Below are 17,965 nucleotides of genomic sequence, written 5' to 3'. Positions count from 1 at the left end.
AAGTGGGCGAGGATGCGGCGGGCCGTCGGCTCCAGCTTGGACGTGGCGACCGCGAGCCGGACGCCGGCGGCGCGCAGCAAATGCCTGGAGCGTTTACTGGCGTGTCGGTCGCCGGGCGGCGGGCGGGGTCCCGCGCGCGCCCGGCGGTGCCGTCGGCGCTGCCCGGTTGGATGCCCCGTCGAACGCCCGATCAACGCGTGTCGGCGATGGTCGACAATGGTGGGGTGACACACGCCAACCCGGCGGCAACCCCGCCGGAGACCGACGCGCGCCCCGGCGCGGGCCTGGTGATCTTCGACCTCGACGGCACGCTGACCGATTCGGCGGAGGGGATCGTGGCCAGCTTCCTGCACGCGCTCGACCACGTGGGCGCCCCGGCGCCCGACGGCGACATCGTCGCGCAGATCGTGGGGCCGCCGATGGACGACACCTTCCGGTCCCTGGGCCTCGACGACGCCGAGGCGGCCATCGCGGCGTTTCGCGCCGAATACGGCAGCCGCGGCTGGGCGATGAACACGGTGTTCGACGGGATCGAGGCGCTGCTGACCGACCTGCGCGCCGCCGGCGTCCGGCTCGCGGTCGCCACGTCCAAGCTGGAGCCGACGGCCCGCCGCATCCTCGCCCACTTCGGCCTCGACCGGCATTTCGAGGTGATCGCCGGCGCCAGCCCCGACGGTTCGCGCAAGACCAAGGTCGAGGTGCTGGCGCACGCCCTGGCGCAGCTGCGCCCGCTGCCCGAGCGCGTCCTGATGGTCGGTGACCGCAGCCACGACGTCCACGGCGCCGCCGCGCACGGCATCGACACCGTGGTGGTCGGCTGGGGCTACGGCCGGGCCGACTTCCCCGACGGTGCCGACGAGTGTGTGACGCACGCCGCGACCATCGACGACCTGCGGAGGGCGCTGGGTGTCTGAGCCGAACCTGCACGTCACCTTCGTGTGCACCGGCAACATCTGCCGGTCGGTGATGGCCGAGAAGATGTTCGGCGACCAGCTGCGCCGGCGCGGGCTGGGCGACGCGGTGCGGGTCAGCAGCGCGGGCACCGGGCACTGGCACGTCGGCGAGGGCGCCGACCGCCGCGCCGCGGGCGTCCTGAGGGCGCACGGCTACTCCACGGAGCACCGCGCGGCCCAGGTCGACGACGAGCATCTGGGCGCCGACCTGGTGGTGGCGCTGGACCGCAATCACGCCCGCATGTTGCGCCAGTGGGGCGTGGACGACGGCCGGGTCCGGATGCTGCGGTCGTTCGACCCGCGCAGCAGCGCCCACACCCCGGACGTCGACGACCCGTACTACGGCGACATCGACGACTTCGAACGCGTCTACAGCGTCATCGAGGCCGCGCTGCCCGGCCTGCACGACTGGGTCGACCAGCGGCTGGCGCAGAACGGATCGCCCTGATGCCGGGGGCGCGCCGGGGCCTGGCCTTCCTGCTGCGGCCGGGCTGGATCGCGCTGGCGCTGGTGGTCATCGCCTTCGCGTACCTGTGCTTCACCGTGCTCGCGCCGTGGCAGCTCGGCAAGCACAACCGGACGTCGCGGGAGAACCACCAGATTGAGACCTCCCTCAACACGGCGCCGGTCCCGTTGAATCAGCTTCTGCCACACCAGGATTCGAGCGCTCCGGACGCGCAGTGGCGGCGGGTGACGGCCACCGGGCACTACCTGCCCGACGTGCAGGTGCTGGCCCGCCTGCGGGTGATCCGGGGCGACCAGGCCTTCGAGGTGCTGGCGCCGTTCGCGGTCGACGGCGGGCCGACGGTCCTGGTCGACCGCGGCTACGTGCGGCCCGAACCGGGCTCCCACCCGCCGCTCATCGCCCGTCCGCCGCAGGGCACCGTGACCATCACGGCCCGCCTCCGCGACTCCGAGCCCGTCCCGCCGGGCAAGGAACCGTTCTCCCGGGACGGTTTCGAGCAGGTGTACGCCATCAACACCGGGCAGGTCGCGACCCTGACGAAGGTCCCGCTCGCCGGGTCGTATCTGCAACTGGTCGACGACCAACCCGGCGGCCTCGGCGTCGTCGACGTGCCGCACCTGGACGCCGGGCCGTTCCTGTCCTACGGCATCCAGTGGATCTCGTTCGGCATCCTCGCGCCGATCGGCTTGGGCTACTTCGCCTATTCCGAGCTGCGGGTCCGCCGGCAGGAGCGGCAGCGGGCCGCCGCCTCCGAGCAACCCCCGGCCGCCGCCTCTGCGGAAGCGGCGCCCTCCGCGCCCGCGCCGCCGACGGTCGAGGCCAAACTCGCCGACCGCTACGGCCGCCGGCGCTGACCCCGCCGCGGCCAGGCGCCGGCGATGCCGGCCGCCGCGCCCGCCTGCACCAGCCTCGACAGCGCCACCGCGCGGCGCAGGTCGGCGATGGTCGGCTCCCTGCCGTCACCCAACGTCGGCCGGATCTGCAGCTCGTGGCGGTACTGCGTCGGCCCGCCGAGGCGCACGCCCAACGCGCCGGCGAACGCCGCCTCGACCACGCCGGCGTTCGGGCTCGGGTGCCGCGCGGCGTCGCGGCGCCACGCCCGCACCGCGCCCCGGGCCGACCCGCCGACCAGCGGCGCGCACAGCATTACCAGCGCCGCCGTCACCCGCGCCGCCAGGTAATTGGCGACGTCGTCCAATCGCGCGGCGGCCCAACCGAATTGCAGGTAGCGCGGTGAGCGGTAGCCGATCATCGAGTCGAGGGTGTTGACGGCCCGGTAGGTCAACGCCCCGGGCGCACCGCCCGCGGCCGCCCAGAGCAACGGCGCCACCTGGGCGTCCGAGGTGTTCTCCGCGATCGACTCCAGCGACGCCCGCACCAGGCCCGCGGTGTCCAGCGACGCCGGGTCGCGTCCGCACAGCGATGGCAGCAACGCCCGCGCCCCCGCGATATCGCCGCGCTGCAGCAGCTCGCTCATCGCCAATCCCGTTCGGCCCAGCGACGTTCCGCCGAGGCTCACCCAGGTGGCCGCGGCGGTGACCGCGATCGACGGCGCCCGGCCGCGGCGGTCGGCGGTGCGCTGCAGCGCCACGCCCAGCAGCCCGAGCGCCCCGACCAGCACGCCGACGTGCACCGCGCCCGCGGCCCGGTCGTCGCGGTAGGTGACACCCTCGAGTGCCGCGGCGGCACGGCCGTAGACCGCGACCGGGTGGCCGCGTCGGGGATCGGCGAACGCCAGGTCTGCCAGGTAGCCGATCAGCACGCCGGCGATCCGGGTCCGCCTCCCCACCAGGGCAGCGTCTCACACCGGCCGCGTCGGTCAGGGCACCGCCAAGATCACGACGGCGACGAGGACCAGCAGCGCGGCGGCCACCAGCGACGCCAGGAGCAACAGCAGCCACCGCGGCCCGGCCGCGGGGGTGGTGCCCGGACTGGCCGAGGGCGCCAGGCCCCACTTACCGCGCAGCAGGTTGGGGGGTCGGGCGGGGGCGGGGTCGCGCCGTTTCCATAACTCATCTGGCGCCGGGTGCCCGCTCACGGCGGGATCTAACGCCGTTGACCCGATCCCCGGTACTCGCGCGCGGCCGGTCCGGCGAATCACCCCGCGATTAGAGTCGGCCACATGCCTTTTCCAGCGCTCAACCACGTCGCGGTCACGGTCCGCGACCTCGCGATCAGCGGACCCTGGTACCGCGCACTGTTCGGCGCCGATCCCATCCTCGACGAGCACACCGACGCCGGATTCCACCACCTGGTGTGGCTGCTCGACGGCGGCACCGTGTTCGGCATCCACCAGCACGACGACCGCGCGCCGGACGAGCCCTTCGACGAGCGCCGGGTCGGGTTGGACCACGTCGGTTTCGGGTGTGCGGCCCGGGCGGACCTGGAGGACTGGGTCACGCGGCTGAACGCTGTGGGCGTGGCGCACGGGGGCATCGTCGACGCCCCCTACGGCTCGGGGCTGAGCTTCCGCGACCCCGACGGCATCGCCCTGGAGTTCTTCGCGCCGCCCGGCTGAGCCCGCTCAGCGAACGGTGGCGAAGAAGGCCCGGACGTCCTCGACGAACAGGTCCGGCTGCTCGAAGGCGGCGAAGTGGCCGCCACGCGGCATGTCGGTCCAGCGGGTGATGTTGTACACCGGCTCACACCAGCTGCGCGGCGACTTGACCAGCTCGTGCGGGAAAGCGGCGATGCCGGTGGGTAATTCGACCCCGTCGAACTGGCCCCAGGAGCGGAAGCTCTCCCAGTACAGCCGGGCCGACGAGGCGCCGCTGCCGGTGACCCAGTAGAGCATCACGTTGTCGAGCATCTCGTCGCGGGTGAGCGCGTTCTCGGGATGACCGTCGCAGTCCGTCCAGGCCCAAAACTTCTCGACGATCCAGGCCAGCTGCCCCACCGGCGAGTCGACCAGCCCGTAGCCCAGGGTCTGCGGCCGGGTGGACTGCTGCTTGGAGTAGCCGGTGCCCCATTCCCGGTGCTCGGCCATCGCGGCCAACGCGCGTTGCTCGACCGGGCTCGGGTTTTTCAGCGCCTCCTTGGTGGGCCGCCCGATGGGCATGTTGAGGTGGATGCCCGCGCAGTGGCCGCCGTTCTGCCCGATCTGGGTAGTCACGGCGGCGCCCCAGTCGCCGCCCTGGGCGCCGTATCGGTCGTAGCCCAGGCCCAGCATCAAGGTCTCCCACGCCGCGGCGATCTTCCCGACCCCCCACCCGGTGCTGGTCGGCTTGCCGGAGAAGCCGTAGCCGGGCAGCGACGGGCACACCACGTGGAAGGCGTCCTCAGCGCGTCCGCCGAAGGCGGTGGGATTGGTCAGCGGCTCGATCACCTTATGGAACTCGACGATCGAGCCGGGCCAGCCGTGGGTGATCACCACCGGGAACGCGTCGGCGTGCGGCGACCGTTGGTGGATGAAATGGACTTCCAGGCCGTCGATTTCGGTGGTGAATTGGTCGAAGCGGTTGAGGGCTGCTTCCCGGGAGCGCCAGTCGTAGCCGTCGGCCCAATAGCCGGCCAGCTCGCGGGTGTAGCCCAGCGGTATGCCTTGGCTCCAGTCGTCCACGCATTCGGCCTCCGGCCAGCGGGTGCGCGCGAGCCGCGAGCGCAGGTCGTCGAGAACGTCGTCGGGTACGTCGATGCGAAACGGTTTCACGCGTTCATCGTGCCCCCGGCCGCCGCGGCCGCGACGGCTGCCCCGCTGCGCGGCCACCCGGCGGCGCGCCGGGAGACGGCTGGTGGGCGCGGACGGTATCGAACCGCCGACCGCTGGTGTGTAAAACCAGAGCTCTACCACTGAGCTACGCGCCCCATGCCCGCCGGGCAGGCTACACGCCCAACGCCCTAGTACCCAAAACTCTCAGCCCCGCAAGGCCGCCAGCGCGTCGGTCCACAGCCGCCGGTCGCGGGACTCGCCGGGCTGCTTGCACTCGGCGAACCGGATGATGCCGGCGCGGTCGACGACGAAGGTGCCCCGGTTCGAGTAGCCGGCGTCGTCGTTGAACACGCCGTAGCTCTGGCTGACCGCCCCGTGCGGCCAGAAGTCCGACAGCACGGGGAAGGTGAACCCGCTCTCCAGCGACCAGATCCGGTGCGTGGGCGGCGGCCCCACCGAAATGGCCAGCGTCGCGGTGTCGTCGTTCTCGAACTCGGGCAGGTGGTCGCGCACCGCGTCCAGCTCCCCCTGGCAGATGCCGGTGAAGGCGAGCGGGAAGAACACCAGCAGCACGTTCTTGGCGTCGCGGAAGGAGCTGAGGGTGACGCGCTGCTGATTCTGGTCGCGCAAGGTGAAATCGGGTGCCGTCGTGCCGACCGGCAGCATCAACGCTTCCCGGCCCGGGATTTCGGCTGCACCAGCCGGCTGGCGCTCCAGTCGCCCAGGTTGACCGAGGAGGTGGGCATCAGGCCGGCGGTCGGCGCGGCCTCGGCGATCTCGGCCGGCAGCACGTGGCCCGGCTTGCCGGTCTTGGGGGTCAACACCCAGATGACGCCGTCTTCGGCCAGCGCGCTGATCGCGTCCATCAGGGTGTCCACCAGGTCGCCGTCACCGTCGCGCCACCACAACAGGACCACGTCGACGACCTCGTCGGTGTCCTCGTCGAGCAACTCCGAACCGCACGTGTCCTCGACGTCAGCGCGGATCTCGTCGTCGGTGTCTTCGTCCCAACCCCACTCCTGGACAACGTGGTCTCGTTGGATGCCCAGTTTGCGAGCGTAGCTCGGGGCGTGATCCGCCGCGACCACCGTGGAGCCTCCTTAAACATCCGCGCGCTGTGCGATGGGGTTTATCGTCGCACAGCCGCAAGCCGTTCCACACTTCCGCCTCATCAGGTTGCCAGGCAGAGCTTCACCGCGTTCGTCTTGGTGTCGTTGAGCTGGTGGACCCGTTTGTTGAATTCCGCGATGCCCGCGTGGGTTCCGATGGCGTTGGCGACGCCGTGCGCGGCGTCCATGTAGGCGTTGAACGCGTCCTTGATCTGCTGGGACAGCGCGTCGTTGAAGCTTTTCGCGACCGCGGAGGCGCTGTTGTTCAGCGCGTCGATCGCGGGGCCCTCGGTGGGCCCGGTGTTGCGACCGTCGTTGAACGCCCGCACGTACTCGTTGACCTTATCGATCGCTTCCTTGCTGGTGGAAAGCATCGACACGCACGACGTGCGCACCGCCTTGGTGGTCAGCGACTGCTGCCGCTGGGACTCGTGGACGCTGGACGTCGCGATCGAAGCGGATACCGACGCCGACACCGACTGCCGGTAGGCGGGCGCCAGCTTGGTGTCGGGGGCGGCCGTGCCGCCGGTGACGGCGGTGCAGCCCACGATCCCCATCAGCGTCACCGCGAGGCAGCCGACGGCCAGGGCACCTCGCCGGGGCACTCCTCCCGCCCGCGGGCGCCGGACGCCGCGCCAACCGATGACCACGCGTCCTGACGTTACCGGGTGAGCGAGGTCAACGGGCCCGCTACTCGCCGAGTTGACCGCGACGGGTGAACTCCTCGCGGCTTGGAAGGCGTCGGATACGCGCCGGATGCGCGGGTGCGGCACGATGGTGGGGCGGGCCGCTTGCGAGGCCCGCAGGCACGAATCCCGCCGACTACAGGAGTAGGGCGTTGACAACAGAATTCGCGCGCCACGATCTGGCCACCACCTCCGGCACCACCGGCGAACCGGACCGCGTTCGGGTGATCCGCGAGGGCGTGGCGTCCTACTTGCCCGACATCGACCCGGAAGAGACGTCGGAGTGGCTCGAGTCGTTCGACGAGCTGCTGGAACGCTCCGGCCCGTCGCGGGCGCGGTACCTGATGCTGCGGCTGCTCGAACGCGCCGGTGAGCAGCGGGTCGCCCTGCCGTCGCTGACGTCCACCGATTACGTCAACACCATTCCGACGGAGCTGGAGCCGTGGTTCCCCGGCGACGAGGACGTCGAGCGGCGGTACCGGGCGTGGATCCGGTGGAACGCGGCGATCATGGTGCACCGCGCGCAGCGCCCCGGAGTCGGTGTGGGCGGCCACATTTCGACCTATGCCTCGTCGGCGGCGCTGTACGAGGTCGGCTTCAACCACTTCTTCCGCGGCAAGTCGCACCCCGGCGGCGGCGACCAGGTGTTCATCCAGGGCCACGCGTCGCCGGGCATCTACGCGCGCGCCTTCCTGGAGGGCCGGCTGACCGCGGAGCGGCTGGACGGCTTCCGCCAGGAGCACAGCCACGCCGCCGGCGGCCTGCCGTCCTACCCGCACCCGCGGCTGATGCCCGACTTCTGGGAATTCCCCACCGTGTCGATGGGCCTGGGCCCGCTCAACGCCATCTACCAGGCGCGCTTCAACCACTACCTGCACGACCGCGGCATCAAGGACACCTCCGACCAGCACGTGTGGTGCTTCCTGGGCGACGGCGAGATGGACGAGCCGGAGAGCCGCGGCCTGGCGCACGTCGCGGCGCTGGAGGGCCTGGACAACCTGACGTTCGTGGTGAACTGCAACCTGCAGCGCCTCGACGGCCCGGTCCGCGGCAACGGCAAGATCATCCAGGAGCTGGAGTCGTTCTTCCGCGGCGCCGGCTGGAACGTCATCAAGGTGGTGTGGGGCCGCGAATGGGACGCCCTCCTGCACGCCGACCGCGACGGCGCGCTGGTGAACCTGATGAACACCACTCCCGACGGCGACTACCAGACGTACAAGGCCAACGACGGGGCCTACGTGCGCGACCACTTCTTCGGCCGCGACCCCCGCACCAAGGCGTTGGTGGACAACATGTCCGACGCCGAGATCTGGAACCTCAAGCGCGGCGGCCACGACTACCGCAAGGTCTACGCCGCCTACCGCGCCGCCGTCGACCACCACGGCCAGCCCACGGTGATTCTGGCCAAGACCATCAAGGGCTACTCACTGGGCGCCCACTTCCAGGGTCGCAACGCGACCCACCAGATGAAAAAGCTTGCGCTGCAAGATCTCAAGGACTTCCGCGACGCCATCCGCATCCCGATCAGCGACGCCCAGCTCGAGGAGGACCCGTACCTGCCGCCCTACTACCACCCCGGCCCGGACGCCCCGGAGATCCGGTACATGCTCGACCGCCGCCGCACGCTGGGCGGCTTCGTGCCCGAACGCCGGACCAAGGCGCGGGCGCTCAAGCTGCCGGCCCGCGATACCTATGCGGCGCTGAAGAAGGGGTCGGGACACCAAGAGGTCGCCACCACCATGGCGACGGTCCGCACCTTCAAGGAGGTGTTGCGCGACAAGGAAATCGGCCCACGCATCGTGCCGATCATTCCCGACGAGGCCCGGACCTTCGGCATGGACTCGTGGTTCCCGTCGCTGAAGATCTACAACCGCAACGGCCAGCTGTACACCGCCGTCGACGCCGAGCTGATGCTGGCCTATAAGGAAAGCGAAGTCGGGCAGATCCTGCACGAGGGCATCAACGAGGCCGGCTCGGTCGGCTCGTTCATCGCGGCGGGCACCTCCTACGCCACGCACAACGAGCCGATGATCCCGATCTACATCTTCTATTCGATGTTCGGGTTCCAGCGCACCGGTGACGGCCTGTGGGCGGCCGCGGACCAGATGACGCGCGGCTTCCTGCTCGGCGCCACCGCGGGCCGCACGACCCTGACCGGTGAGGGCCTGCAGCACGCCGACGGCCACTCGCTGCTGCTGGCCAGCACCAATCCGGCGGTCGTCGCCTACGACCCGGCCTTCGCCTTCGAGATCGCCTACATCGTCGAGAGCGGGCTGGCGCGCATGTTCGGGGACAACCCGGAGGACGTGTACTTCTACCTGACCGTCTACAACGAGCCGTACGTGCAGCCGGCCGAGCCCGAGGATTTCGACCCCGAGGGGCTGCTGCGCGGCATCTACCGGTATCGGGCCGCCACCGAGCAACGCGCCAGCACGGCGCAACTGCTGGCGTCCGGGGTGGCGATGCCCGCCGCCCTCAAGGCCGCCGACATGCTGGCCGCGGAGTGGGACGTCGCCGCGGACGTGTGGTCGGTCACCAGTTGGGGCGAGCTGAACCGCGACGGCGTGGCCGTGGAGAAGGCGAAGCTGCGCCACCCCGACCGCCCGGCCGGCACCGCCTACGTGACGCAGGCCCTGGCCAAGACGAGCGGCCCGGTCGTCGCCGTGTCGGACTGGATGCGCGCCGTCCCTGAGCTGATCCGGCCGTGGGTGCCCGGCACCTACCTCACGCTGGGCACCGACGGCTTCGGCTTCTCCGACACCCGGCCCGCCGCGCGGCGCTATTTCAACACCGACGCCGAGTCGCAGGTGGTCGCGGTGCTCGAGGCGCTGGCGCGCGACGGCGAGATCGACCCCTCGGTCCCGGTCGCCGCGGCCCGCCAGTACAAGATCGACGACGTGCTGGCCGCTCCGCAGCAGACGTCGGATCCGGGCCCGGGAGCCTGAGCGGCGTCCATCGCCCAGCGTGAAGCCAGTTTCACGTTCGTCGCCCAGCGTGAAAGCACCTTCACGCTCGGCCTCCGACGCACCCCAGCTTGGCGGAACTCTCCAGAAAAGGCGCGTACCTTTTAGGGGTGAATGACAACCCGTTCGCCGGTCCCTTCGCGAAGCAGCCGCGCTCGCCGCTCGAGCTGCTGGACACGGTCCCCGACTCGGTGCTGCGGCGGTTGAAGCAGTACTCCGGTCGGTTGGCCACCGAGGCGGTCACCGTCATGCAGGACCGGTTGCCGTTCTTCGCCGAGCTGGAGGCCTCCCAGCGCGCCAGCATGGCGCTCGTGGTGCAGACGGCCATCAACAACTTCGCCGAGTGGATGCAGGACCCACACAGCAACGTCAGCCACACCGCGCAGGCCTTCGAGCTGGTGCCCCAGGACCTGGCCCGGCGCATCGCCTTGCGCCACAGCGTCGACATGGCCCGCGTGACCATGGACTTCTTCGAGGAGGTCGTGCCGCTGCTGGCCCGCTCCGAGGACCAGCTCACGGCGCTGACGGTCGGCATCCTCAAGTACAGCCGCGACCTGGCCTTCACGGCCGCCACCGCCTACGCGAACGCCGCCGAGGCGCGCGGCACCTGGGACAGCCGAATGGAGGCCAGCGTCGTCGACGCGGTGGTCCGCGGCGACACCGGACCGGAGTTGCTGTCCCGCGCCGCGGCCCTGAACTGGGACACCACCGCGCCGGCCACGGTGGTGGTCGGCATCCCGGCACCCGGACCCGACGGCCCCGCCGTGCAGGGCAGCGACATCGCGGACCAGCGGGCCAGCCAGCACGTCCGCGACGTCGCCGCCCGCCACGGTCGCGCCGCGTTGACCGATGTGCACGGCACCTGGCTGGTCGCCATCGTGTCCGGCCAGCTGCCACCGACGGACAAGTTCCTCGGAGAGCTGCTGCAGGCCTTCTCCGACGGCCCCGTCGTCATCGGCCCCACCGCGCCCATGCTGACCGCCGCCTATCACAGCGCCAGCGAGGCGATCTCCGGGATGAACGCCGTCGCCGGGTGGCGCGGGGCGCCGCGGCCGGTGCTTGCCCGTGAGCTGCTGCCCGAACGGGCCCTGATGGGCGACGCGTCGGCGATCGTCGCGCTGCACACCGACGTGATGGGCCCCTTGGCCGACGCCGGGCCGACCCTGGTCGAGACTCTGGACGCCTTCTTAGACTCTGGCGGCGCGATTGAGGCCTGTGCCAGGAAGTTGTTCGTTCATCCAAACACCGTGCGCTACCGGCTCAAGCGGATCACCGACTTCACCGGGCGTGATCCCATGCAACCCCGCGACGCGTACGTGCTGCGCGTCGCCGCGACGGTGGGCCAGCTGAACTACCCAACGCCCCCGCTGGGAACTCTTAACAACGCCCGACCCGCGGCGTCGCTGCCGGTCAGAGGGCCTGTCCTGGGTAAATCGGGCTGACAGTGATTTACCCGACAGGTCGCGGCACGGTATCAAACACGTAGCTTACGGAGCGGTTTTGTAGGGAGTGCACAAAAACCTAAGACCAGGTTCATAATCTGTTACACCCGCCAAAACCGTTTCCACAGTGTTCTCTTAGACACGTGATCGCATTTCTCGCGCCCGGACAGGGTTCACAGACCGAGGGGATGCTCTCGCCGTGGCTTGACCTGGCGGGGGCGCAGGACCAGCTGGAGATCTGGTCGAAGGCCAGCGGCCTCGACTTGGTCCGGCTCGGCACCACCGCCTCGACGGAGGAGATTACCGATACCGCCGTCACCCAGCCCCTGGTGGTCGCGGCCACGCTGCTGGCCCACCAGGAGCTGACCAAGCGCGGCCTGCTCGCCGACACCGAACTCGTCGTCGCGGGGCACTCCGTCGGTGAGATCGCGGCCTACGCAATCGCCGGCGTGCTGGCCGCCGACGACGCCGTGGCGCTGGCCGCCACCCGCGGCGCGGAGATGGCCAAGGCCTGCGCCATCGAGCCCACCGGCATGTCAGCCGTGCTCGGCGGTGACGAGGCCGAGGTGCTGGCCCGGCTCGAGCAGCTCGACCTGTTCCCGGCCAACCGCAACGCCGTCGGCCAGATCGTCGCCGCCGGCCCCCTGACGGCGCTGGAGAAGCTCGCCGAGGACCCGCCGGCCAAGGCGCGAGTGCGCGCCCTGGGCGTCGCCGGCGCCTTCCACACCAAGCACATGGCCCCGGCCCTGGACCGCTACGCCGCCGCGGCGGCCGCCGTCCAGACCGCCGAGCCCACCGCCACGCTGCTGTCGAACCGCGACGGGAAGCCCGTCACCTCGGCGGCCGCGGCCATGGAGGCGCTGGTCGCCCAGCTCACCCAGCCGGTGCGCTGGGACCTGTGCACCGCGACGCTGCGCGATCTCCAGATCACGGCGGCCGTGGAGTTCCCGCCCGCGGGCACGCTCACCGGCATCGCCAAACGCGAACTTCGGGGGATCACGGCTCGCGCCGTCAAGTCGCCCGCGGACCTGGACGAGTTGGCCGGCCTGTCATAGCCGGCTCTCGCCAGGACAACCACAGATGCAACGTCAATCCGATTTGCACACAACACATTACGAAGGGAAATAGGCTGTGGCCGTCACTCAGGAAGAAATCATCGCCGGTATTGCCGAGATCATCGAAGAGGTAACCGGCATTGAGCCCTCCGAGGTCACCCCGGAGAAGTCGTTCGTTGACGACCTGGACATCGACTCGCTGTCGATGGTGGAGATCGCCGTGCAGACCGAGGACAAGTACGGCGTCAAGATCCCGGACGAGGACCTGGCCGGCCTGCGCACCGTCGGTGACGTGGTGTCCTACATCCAGAAGCTCGAGGAAGAGAACCCCGAGGCTGCCGAGGCGCTGCGCGCCAAGCTGGAGACGGACAACCCCGAGGCCGTCGCCAACGTCAAGTCCAGGCTGGAAGCGGACAAGTGACCAAGCCTTCCACTGCTAACGGCGGTTACCCCAATGTTGTGGTAACCGCTGTCGCGGCAACGACGTCGATCGCGCCGGACATCGAGAGCACGTGGAAGGGTTTGCTGGCCGGGGAAAGCGGCATCCACGTTCTCGAAGACGAGTTCATCACCAAGTGGGAGCTGCCGGTGCAGATCGGCGGCCACCTCAAGGAGCCGATCGACGAGCACATGGGCCGGCTCGACCTGCGACGCATGTCGTACGTCCAGCGCCTGGCCAAATATCTCAGCACCCAGCTGTGGGAGTCCGCCGGGGCCCCGGAGGTCGACCCTGACCGGTTCTCGGTCGTGGTGGGCACCGGGCTCGGCGGCGCCGAGCGGATCGTGGAGAGCTACGACCTGATGAACGAGGGCGGCCCCCGCAAGGTGTCGCCGCTCGCCGTTCAGATGATCATGCCCAACGGCGCCGCGGCGGTCGTGGGCCTGCAACTGGGCGCCCGCGCCGGGGTGATCACTCCGGTGTCGGCGTGCTCGTCCGGCTCGGAGGCGATCGCGCACGCGTGGCGCCAAATCGCCATGGGTGACGCCGATTTCGCCGTCTGCGGCGGTGTCGAAGGTCCGATCGAGGCGCTGCCCATCGCGGCGTTCTCGATGATGCGGGCCATGTCCACCCGCAACGACGAGCCCGAGCGCGCGTCGCGGCCGTTCGACAAGGACCGCGACGGGTTCGTGTTCGGTGAAGCCGGTGCGCTGATGATCATCGAGACCGAAGAGCACGCCAAGGCTCGCGGCGCCAAGCCGCTGGCCCGGCTGATGGGTGCGGGTATCACGTCGGACGCGTTCCACATGGTGGCACCGGCCGCGGACGGCGTGCGCGCCGGCCGCGCGATGACCCGCTCGCTCGAGTTGGCGGGGTTGTCGCCCAAGGACGTCGACCACATCAACGCCCACGGCACGGCGACGCCGATCGGTGACACCGCCGAGGCCAACGCCATCCGGGTTGCCGGATGTCAGGACGCCGCGGTCTACGCACCGAAGTCCGCACTGGGGCACTCGATCGGTGCGGTCGGGGCGCTGGAGTCGGTCCTCACGGTGCTGAGCCTGCGGGACGGCGTCATCCCCCCGACGCTGAACTATGAGACCCCCGATCCCGAGATCGACCTGGATGTGGTTGCGGGCGAACCTCGCTACGGCGATTTCCGTTACGCAATCAACAACTCGTTCGGGTTCGGAGGCCACAACGTGGCGCTCGCCTTCGGGCGCTACTGAGAGCACGACGTCCGGCGGCGCCGCGGGCCGTACGACCCGAGGAGTCGCCGGACAAGTTTGGAAGGAACGTTCGCAAGACCCATGACTGAGCTGGTTACCGGGAAAGCCTTCCCGAACGTGGTCGTCACCGCTGTTGCCATGACGACCGCGCTGGCCACCGACGCCGAGGACACCTGGAAGTTGTTGCTCGACGGCGAGAGCGGTATCCGGGTGCTCGACGACCCGTTCGTCGAGGAGTTCAAGCTCCCGGTCCGCATCGGCGGCCACCTGTTGGAGGAATTCGACAGCCAACTCACCCGGATCGAGCTGCGCCGCACGGGCTACCTGCAACGGATGTCGACCGTCTTGGGTCGGCGGGTGTGGGAGAACGCCGGCTCACCCGAGGTTGACCCGGACCGGCTGCTGGTGTCGATCGGCACCGGCCTGGGCTCCTCGGAGGAGATGGTCTTCAGCTACGACGACATGCGTCAGCGTGGCCTCAAGGCCGTCTCGCCGCTCGGGGTGCAGAAGTACATGCCCAACGGCGCCGCGGCGGCCGTGGGTCTGGAACGGCAGGCGAAAGCCGGTGTGATCACTCCGATTTCGGCATGCGCGTCCGGCTCCGAGGGCGTGGCTCAGGCGTGGCGCAACATCGTCTTCGGCGAGGCGGACATCGCGATCTGCGGCGGGGTCGAGACGAAGATCGAGGCGGTGCCGATCGCGGCGTTCTCGCAGATGCGCATCGTGATGTCGACGAAGAACGACGACCCGGCGGGCGCATGCCGCCCGTTCGACCGGGACCGCACCGGCTTCGTGTTCGGCGAGGCCGGCGCGCTCATGGTGATCGAGACCGAGGAGCACGCCAAGGCCCGCGGCGCCAACATCTTGGCGCGGGTGATGGGCGCCGGCATCACGTCCGACGGCTACCACATGGTGGCGCCCGACCCTGACGGCGAGCGGGCGGGGCATGCGATCACGCGCGCCATCCAGCTCGCCGGCCTGACGCCCGGCGACATCGACCACGTCAACGCCCACGCGACGGGCACGGTGGTGGGTGACCTGGCCGAGAGCCGGGCCATCAACAAGGCGATGGGCGGCCACAAGCCGGCCGTCTACGCCCCCAAGGCCGCACTCGGCCACTCCGTCGGCGCGGTCGGCGCGGTCGAGTCGATCCTCACCGTGCTGGCGCTGCGCGACCAGGTGGTGCCGCCCACGCTGAACCTGGAGAACCTCGATCCCGAGATCGACCTGGACGTGGTGGCGGGCAAGCCCCGCCCCGGCAACTACGACTACGCAATCAACAACTCGTTCGGCTTCGGCGGCCACAACGTGTCGCTCGTGTTCGGCAAGTACTGACCCCAGATCCGAAGAGCAACACCGGAATATCAGGAGACTGCGATGACTATCACGGCCCCCGAGGCGGTTGGCGAGTCGCTCGACCCCCGCGACCCGCTGTTGCGCCTGAGCAATTTCTTCGACGAGGGCAGCGTCGAGCTCCTGCACGAGCGTGACCGGTCCGGCGTGCTGTCGGCCGCCGGGACCGTCAACGGTGTGCGCACCATCGCGTTCTGCACCGACGGAACGGTGATGGGCGGCGCGATGGGCGTCGAGGGCTGCGCGCACATCGTCAACGCCTACGACACCGCCATCGAGGAGCAGAGCCCGATCGTGGGCATCTGGCACTCCGGCGGGGCCCGGCTGGCCGAGGGCGTCAAGGCGCTGCACGCGGTCGGTCTGGTGTTCGAGGCCATGATCCGCGCGTCGGGCTACATCCCGCAGATCTCGGTGGTCGTCGGTTTCGCCGCCGGTGGGGCCGCCTACGGGCCGGCGCTGACCGACGTCATCGTCATGGCGCCGGACAGCCGCGTGTTCGTCACCGGCCCCGACGTGGTGCGCAGCGTCACCGGCGAGAACGTCGACATGGCCTCGCTCGGGGGCCCGGAGACCCACCACAAGAAGTCGGGTGTGTGCCACATCGTGGCCGACGACGAACTCGACGCCTACGCGCGTGGCCGCCGGCTGGTCGGATTGTTCTGCCAGCAGGGGCATTTCGACCGGAGCAAGGCCGAGGCCGGCGACACCGACATTCGGGCGCTACTGCCCGAGTCCGCCCGCCGCGCCTACGACGTGCACCCGATCGTCACCGCGATCCTCGACGCCGAGACGCCGTTCGAGGAGTTCCAGGCCAAGTGGGCACCGTCCATGGTGGTCGGGCTGGGCCGGCTGTCGGGCCGCACGGTGGGCGTGCTGGCCAACAACCCGCTGCGCCTCGGCGGCTGCCTGAACTCCGAAAGCGCCGAGAAGGCAGCGCGATTCGTGCGCCTGTGCGACGCGTTCGGCATCCCGCTGGTGGTGATCGTCGACGTGCCGGGGTACCTGCCCGGCGTCGACCAGGAATGGGGCGGCGTCGTCCGTCGCGGCGCCAAGCTGCTGCATGCCTTCGGTGAGGCCACCGTGCCGCGCGTCACGCTCGTCACCCGAAAGATCTACGGCGGGGCCTACATCGCGATGAACTCCCGCTCGCTGAACGCCACCAAGGTGTTCGCGTGGCCGGACGCCGAGGTAGCCGTCATGGGCGCCAAGGCCGCCGTCGGCATCCTGCACAAGCGCAAGCTGGCGGCCGCGCCGGACCACGAGCGCGAAGCGCTGCACGACGAGCTGGCCGCCGAGCACGAGCGGATCGCCGGCGGGGTGGACAGCGCCATCGAGATCGGCGTGGTGGACGAGAAAATCGACCCGTCGCACACCCGCAGCAAGCTGTCCGAGGCGCTGGCCCAGGCCCCGGCGCGCCGCGGTCGGCACAAGAACATCCCCCTGTAACCGCGACGCGTCCTCCCCCGCGCCCCGCCCCGCCCGCTTCGCCCCTCTCCGCCCCTCTTTGCCCGCGAGCGTAAGCGCACTGCGAAAAATCGCCTCTAAAATCGCAGCGCGCTTACGCTCGCGACGCTCAAGGTTCGGGACTCAACGAGCGGGCTGGTTCAAGAACTCCTGCGCGACGCCGAGTACGCGCTCGCGGTCGGCCTCGACCAACCCGATCCGGGTGCGGCGGTCGACGATGTCGGAGGCGTCCAACGCGCCTTCGTGGCTCACGGCGTAGGCGAATTCGGCTCTGGTGACGTCGATTCCGTCGGCCACCGGCTCCCCCGGCCGCGCGCACCCGGCGGCCGCCAGCACCCGGGGCGCCTCGGCGCCGTAACGCTGCACCAGTGACGGCGGCACGGCGGTGTCCGGCGTGGCCGACGGACCGGGATTGCGCGGCGCGCCGATCAGCGGGAGGTCCCGGGTGCGGCACCTGCCGGCCCGCAGGCCGCGGGCGCGCACGGCGTGGTTCAGCACATCCTCTGCCATGTAGCGGTATTCGGTGAGCTTGCCGCCGATCACGCTGATCACGCCGGACGCCGATTCGACGACGGCGTGCTCGCGGGACACATCGGCGGTGCGGCCCTCGCCCGTGTCGATCAGCGGGCGCAGCCCCGCGTAGGCGCCGATGACGTCGGCGGTGCTCAGGGAGCTGCCCAGCGCCGTGTTCACCGTGTCGAGCAGGAAGGCGACCTCCTGCGCCGACGGTTCCGGCACGTCCGGGATCGGCCCGGGCGCGGCCTCGTCGGTCAGCCCGAGATAGACCCGGCCCAGTTGCTCGGGCATGGCGAACACGAACCGGTTCAGCTCGCCGGGGATCGGAATGGTCAGCGCCGCCGTCGGATTGCCGAAGGTGGCGGCGTCGAACACGAGGTGGGTGCCGCGGCTGGGCCGCAGCCGCAGGGCCTCGTCGATCTCGGCCGCCCACACGCCGGCCGCGTTGATGACCGCACCGGCCGTCACGTCGAACGACTCCTGAGTCCGGCCATCGGTCAACCGCACGGAGGTGCCGGTGGCCTGCGACGCCGACACGTGCGTCAGGATGCGAGCGCCGTGCTGGGCCGCCGTGCGGGCGACCGCCACCACCAGGCGCGCGTCGTCGACCAGTTGCCCGTCGTAGGCCAGGAATCCCCCGT

Annotated in this window: 18 protein-coding genes, 1 tRNA gene and 1 pseudogene; 11 read left to right on the top strand and 9 right to left on the bottom strand. The window is 70.4% G+C overall.

What is annotated here, in order from left to right; genetic code table 11:
- A pseudogene (locus A5714_RS26105) lies at positions 1-77 on the bottom strand (HAD family hydrolase); the annotation flags it as partial.
- Between the two features lie 129 nt (positions 78-206).
- Between A5714_RS26105 and A5714_RS11885 the strand changes: the two are divergent.
- From A5714_RS11885 to A5714_RS11875, 3 genes are read left to right on the top strand one after another with little or no spacing between them, the layout of a single operon-like run.
- Positions 207-914: an HAD-IA family hydrolase gene (locus A5714_RS11885; RefSeq protein ID WP_082959701.1), complete on the top strand. Its 708-nt coding sequence runs from the start codon at positions 207-209 to the stop codon at positions 912-914.
- Complete coding sequence (locus A5714_RS11880; RefSeq protein WP_068285403.1) at positions 907-1,401, top strand: low molecular weight protein-tyrosine-phosphatase; 495 nt, start codon at positions 907-909, stop codon at positions 1,399-1,401. The genes A5714_RS11885 and A5714_RS11880 overlap by 8 nt, the downstream gene beginning before the upstream one ends.
- Positions 1,401-2,273 carry an SURF1 family protein gene (locus tag A5714_RS11875; RefSeq protein WP_068285400.1) on the top strand — a complete coding sequence of 291 codons (873 nt, stop codon included), beginning with the start codon at positions 1,401-1,403 and terminating at the stop codon, positions 2,271-2,273. Before A5714_RS11880 ends, A5714_RS11875 begins: the two co-directional genes overlap by 1 nt.
- Here A5714_RS11875 and A5714_RS11870 read toward each other — a convergent pair.
- Together A5714_RS11870 and A5714_RS11865 are read right to left on the bottom strand one after the other, a co-directional pair.
- Entirely contained in the window at positions 2,255-3,211 is a 957-nt protein-coding gene (locus A5714_RS11870) for a cobalamin biosynthesis protein (RefSeq protein ID WP_082959700.1), read from the bottom strand. The genes A5714_RS11875 and A5714_RS11870 overlap by 19 nt on opposite strands.
- Positions 3,212-3,238: 27 nt before the next feature.
- Entirely contained in the window at positions 3,239-3,457 is a 219-nt protein-coding gene (locus A5714_RS11865; protein WP_068285398.1) for a hypothetical protein, read from the bottom strand.
- Positions 3,458-3,541: 84 nt separating this feature from the next.
- Between A5714_RS11865 and A5714_RS11860 the strand changes: the two genes are divergently transcribed.
- Positions 3,542-3,937: a VOC family protein gene (locus A5714_RS11860; RefSeq protein WP_068066493.1), complete on the top strand. Its 396-nt coding sequence runs from the start codon at positions 3,542-3,544 to the stop codon at positions 3,935-3,937.
- Positions 3,938-3,943: 6 nt separating this feature from the next.
- Here the strand turns inward: A5714_RS11860 and A5714_RS11855 are convergent, their stop codons facing one another.
- The 5 genes from A5714_RS11855 to A5714_RS11835 all read right to left on the bottom strand — a co-directional run bounded on the left by A5714_RS11855 (position 3,944) and on the right by A5714_RS11835 (position 6,827).
- Positions 3,944-5,068, bottom strand: a complete 1,125-nt coding sequence (locus A5714_RS11855) for an epoxide hydrolase family protein (protein WP_068285397.1) — start codon at positions 5,066-5,068, stop codon at positions 3,944-3,946.
- 80 nt (positions 5,069-5,148) lie between these two features.
- Positions 5,149-5,223 (bottom strand) — tRNA-Val (locus A5714_RS11850).
- 49 nt (positions 5,224-5,272) lie between these two features.
- On the bottom strand, positions 5,273-5,734 hold the full coding sequence (locus A5714_RS11845; RefSeq protein WP_068066496.1) for a peroxiredoxin: 462 nt from the start codon (positions 5,732-5,734) through the stop codon (positions 5,273-5,275).
- Complete coding sequence (locus tag A5714_RS11840) at positions 5,734-6,156, bottom strand: DUF3052 domain-containing protein (protein ID WP_068204898.1); 423 nt, start codon at positions 6,154-6,156, stop codon at positions 5,734-5,736. The genes A5714_RS11845 and A5714_RS11840 overlap by 1 nt, the downstream gene beginning before the upstream one ends.
- Positions 6,157-6,239: 83 nt before the next feature.
- On the bottom strand, positions 6,240-6,827 hold the full coding sequence (locus A5714_RS11835) for a hypothetical protein (RefSeq protein ID WP_068066501.1): 588 nt from the start codon (positions 6,825-6,827) through the stop codon (positions 6,240-6,242).
- 188 nt (positions 6,828-7,015) lie between these two features.
- Between A5714_RS11835 and aceE the strand changes: the two genes are divergently transcribed.
- From aceE to A5714_RS11800, 7 genes are all read left to right on the top strand, one after another.
- The gene (gene aceE / locus A5714_RS11830) at positions 7,016-9,808 is read left to right on the top strand and encodes a pyruvate dehydrogenase (acetyl-transferring), homodimeric type (protein WP_068285391.1); all 2,793 of its coding nucleotides are present in this window, start codon (positions 7,016-7,018) and stop codon (positions 9,806-9,808) included.
- A gap of 128 nt (positions 9,809-9,936) precedes the next feature.
- A complete protein-coding gene (locus tag A5714_RS11825) occupies positions 9,937-11,268 on the top strand; it encodes a CdaR family transcriptional regulator (protein ID WP_068066507.1) in 1,332 nt (443 codons plus the stop codon).
- Between the two features lie 143 nt (positions 11,269-11,411).
- Positions 11,412-12,323, top strand: coding sequence for an ACP S-malonyltransferase (locus A5714_RS11820; protein WP_068285389.1), 912 nt, complete (start codon positions 11,412-11,414; stop codon positions 12,321-12,323).
- Between the two features lie 76 nt (positions 12,324-12,399).
- Positions 12,400-12,744: a meromycolate extension acyl carrier protein AcpM gene (gene acpM, locus A5714_RS11815; RefSeq protein ID WP_068066514.1), complete on the top strand. Its 345-nt coding sequence runs from the start codon at positions 12,400-12,402 to the stop codon at positions 12,742-12,744.
- On the top strand, positions 12,741-13,991 hold the full coding sequence (gene kasA / locus A5714_RS11810) for a 3-oxoacyl-ACP synthase KasA (protein WP_068285387.1): 1,251 nt from the start codon (positions 12,741-12,743) through the stop codon (positions 13,989-13,991). The genes acpM and kasA overlap by 4 nt, the downstream gene beginning before the upstream one ends.
- 81 nt (positions 13,992-14,072) lie before the next feature.
- On the top strand, positions 14,073-15,326 hold the full coding sequence (gene kasB, locus A5714_RS11805) for a 3-oxoacyl-ACP synthase KasB (protein ID WP_068066520.1): 1,254 nt from the start codon (positions 14,073-14,075) through the stop codon (positions 15,324-15,326).
- A 42-nt stretch (positions 15,327-15,368) separates the two neighbouring features.
- The gene (locus A5714_RS11800) at positions 15,369-16,790 is read left to right on the top strand and encodes an acyl-CoA carboxylase subunit beta (protein ID WP_068066523.1); all 1,422 of its coding nucleotides are present in this window, start codon (positions 15,369-15,371) and stop codon (positions 16,788-16,790) included.
- Positions 16,791-16,931: 141 nt separating this feature from the next.
- Here the strand turns inward: A5714_RS11800 and A5714_RS11795 are convergent.
- The coding region (locus tag A5714_RS11795; RefSeq protein ID WP_068285385.1) for a glycerol-3-phosphate dehydrogenase/oxidase at positions 16,932-17,965 on the bottom strand (1,034 nt) is incomplete at its 5' end.

Source organism: Mycobacterium sp. E2462 (assembly GCF_001672685.1).
Taxonomy (GTDB): Bacteria; Actinomycetota; Actinomycetes; order Mycobacteriales; family Mycobacteriaceae; genus Mycobacterium.
This window is presented reverse-complemented; position numbering and strand designations above follow the sequence as displayed.

Coding starts and splice junctions, on each gene's coding strand:
- A5714_RS11800 (WP_068066523.1), top strand. CDS start 15,369: ATGACTATCACGGCCCCCGAGGCGGTTGGCGAGTCGCTCGACCCCCGC.
- A5714_RS11860 (WP_068066493.1), top strand. CDS start 3,542: ATGCCTTTTCCAGCGCTCAACCACGTCGCGGTCACGGTCCGCGACCTC.
- kasB (WP_068066520.1), top strand. CDS start 14,073: ATGACTGAGCTGGTTACCGGGAAAGCCTTCCCGAACGTGGTCGTCACC.
- A5714_RS11875 (WP_068285400.1), top strand. CDS start 1,401: ATGCCGGGGGCGCGCCGGGGCCTGGCCTTCCTGCTGCGGCCGGGCTGG.
- A5714_RS11845 (WP_068066496.1), bottom strand. CDS start 5,734: ATGCTGCCGGTCGGCACGACGGCACCCGATTTCACCTTGCGCGACCAG.
- A5714_RS11885 (WP_082959701.1), top strand. CDS start 207: ATGGTCGACAATGGTGGGGTGACACACGCCAACCCGGCGGCAACCCCG.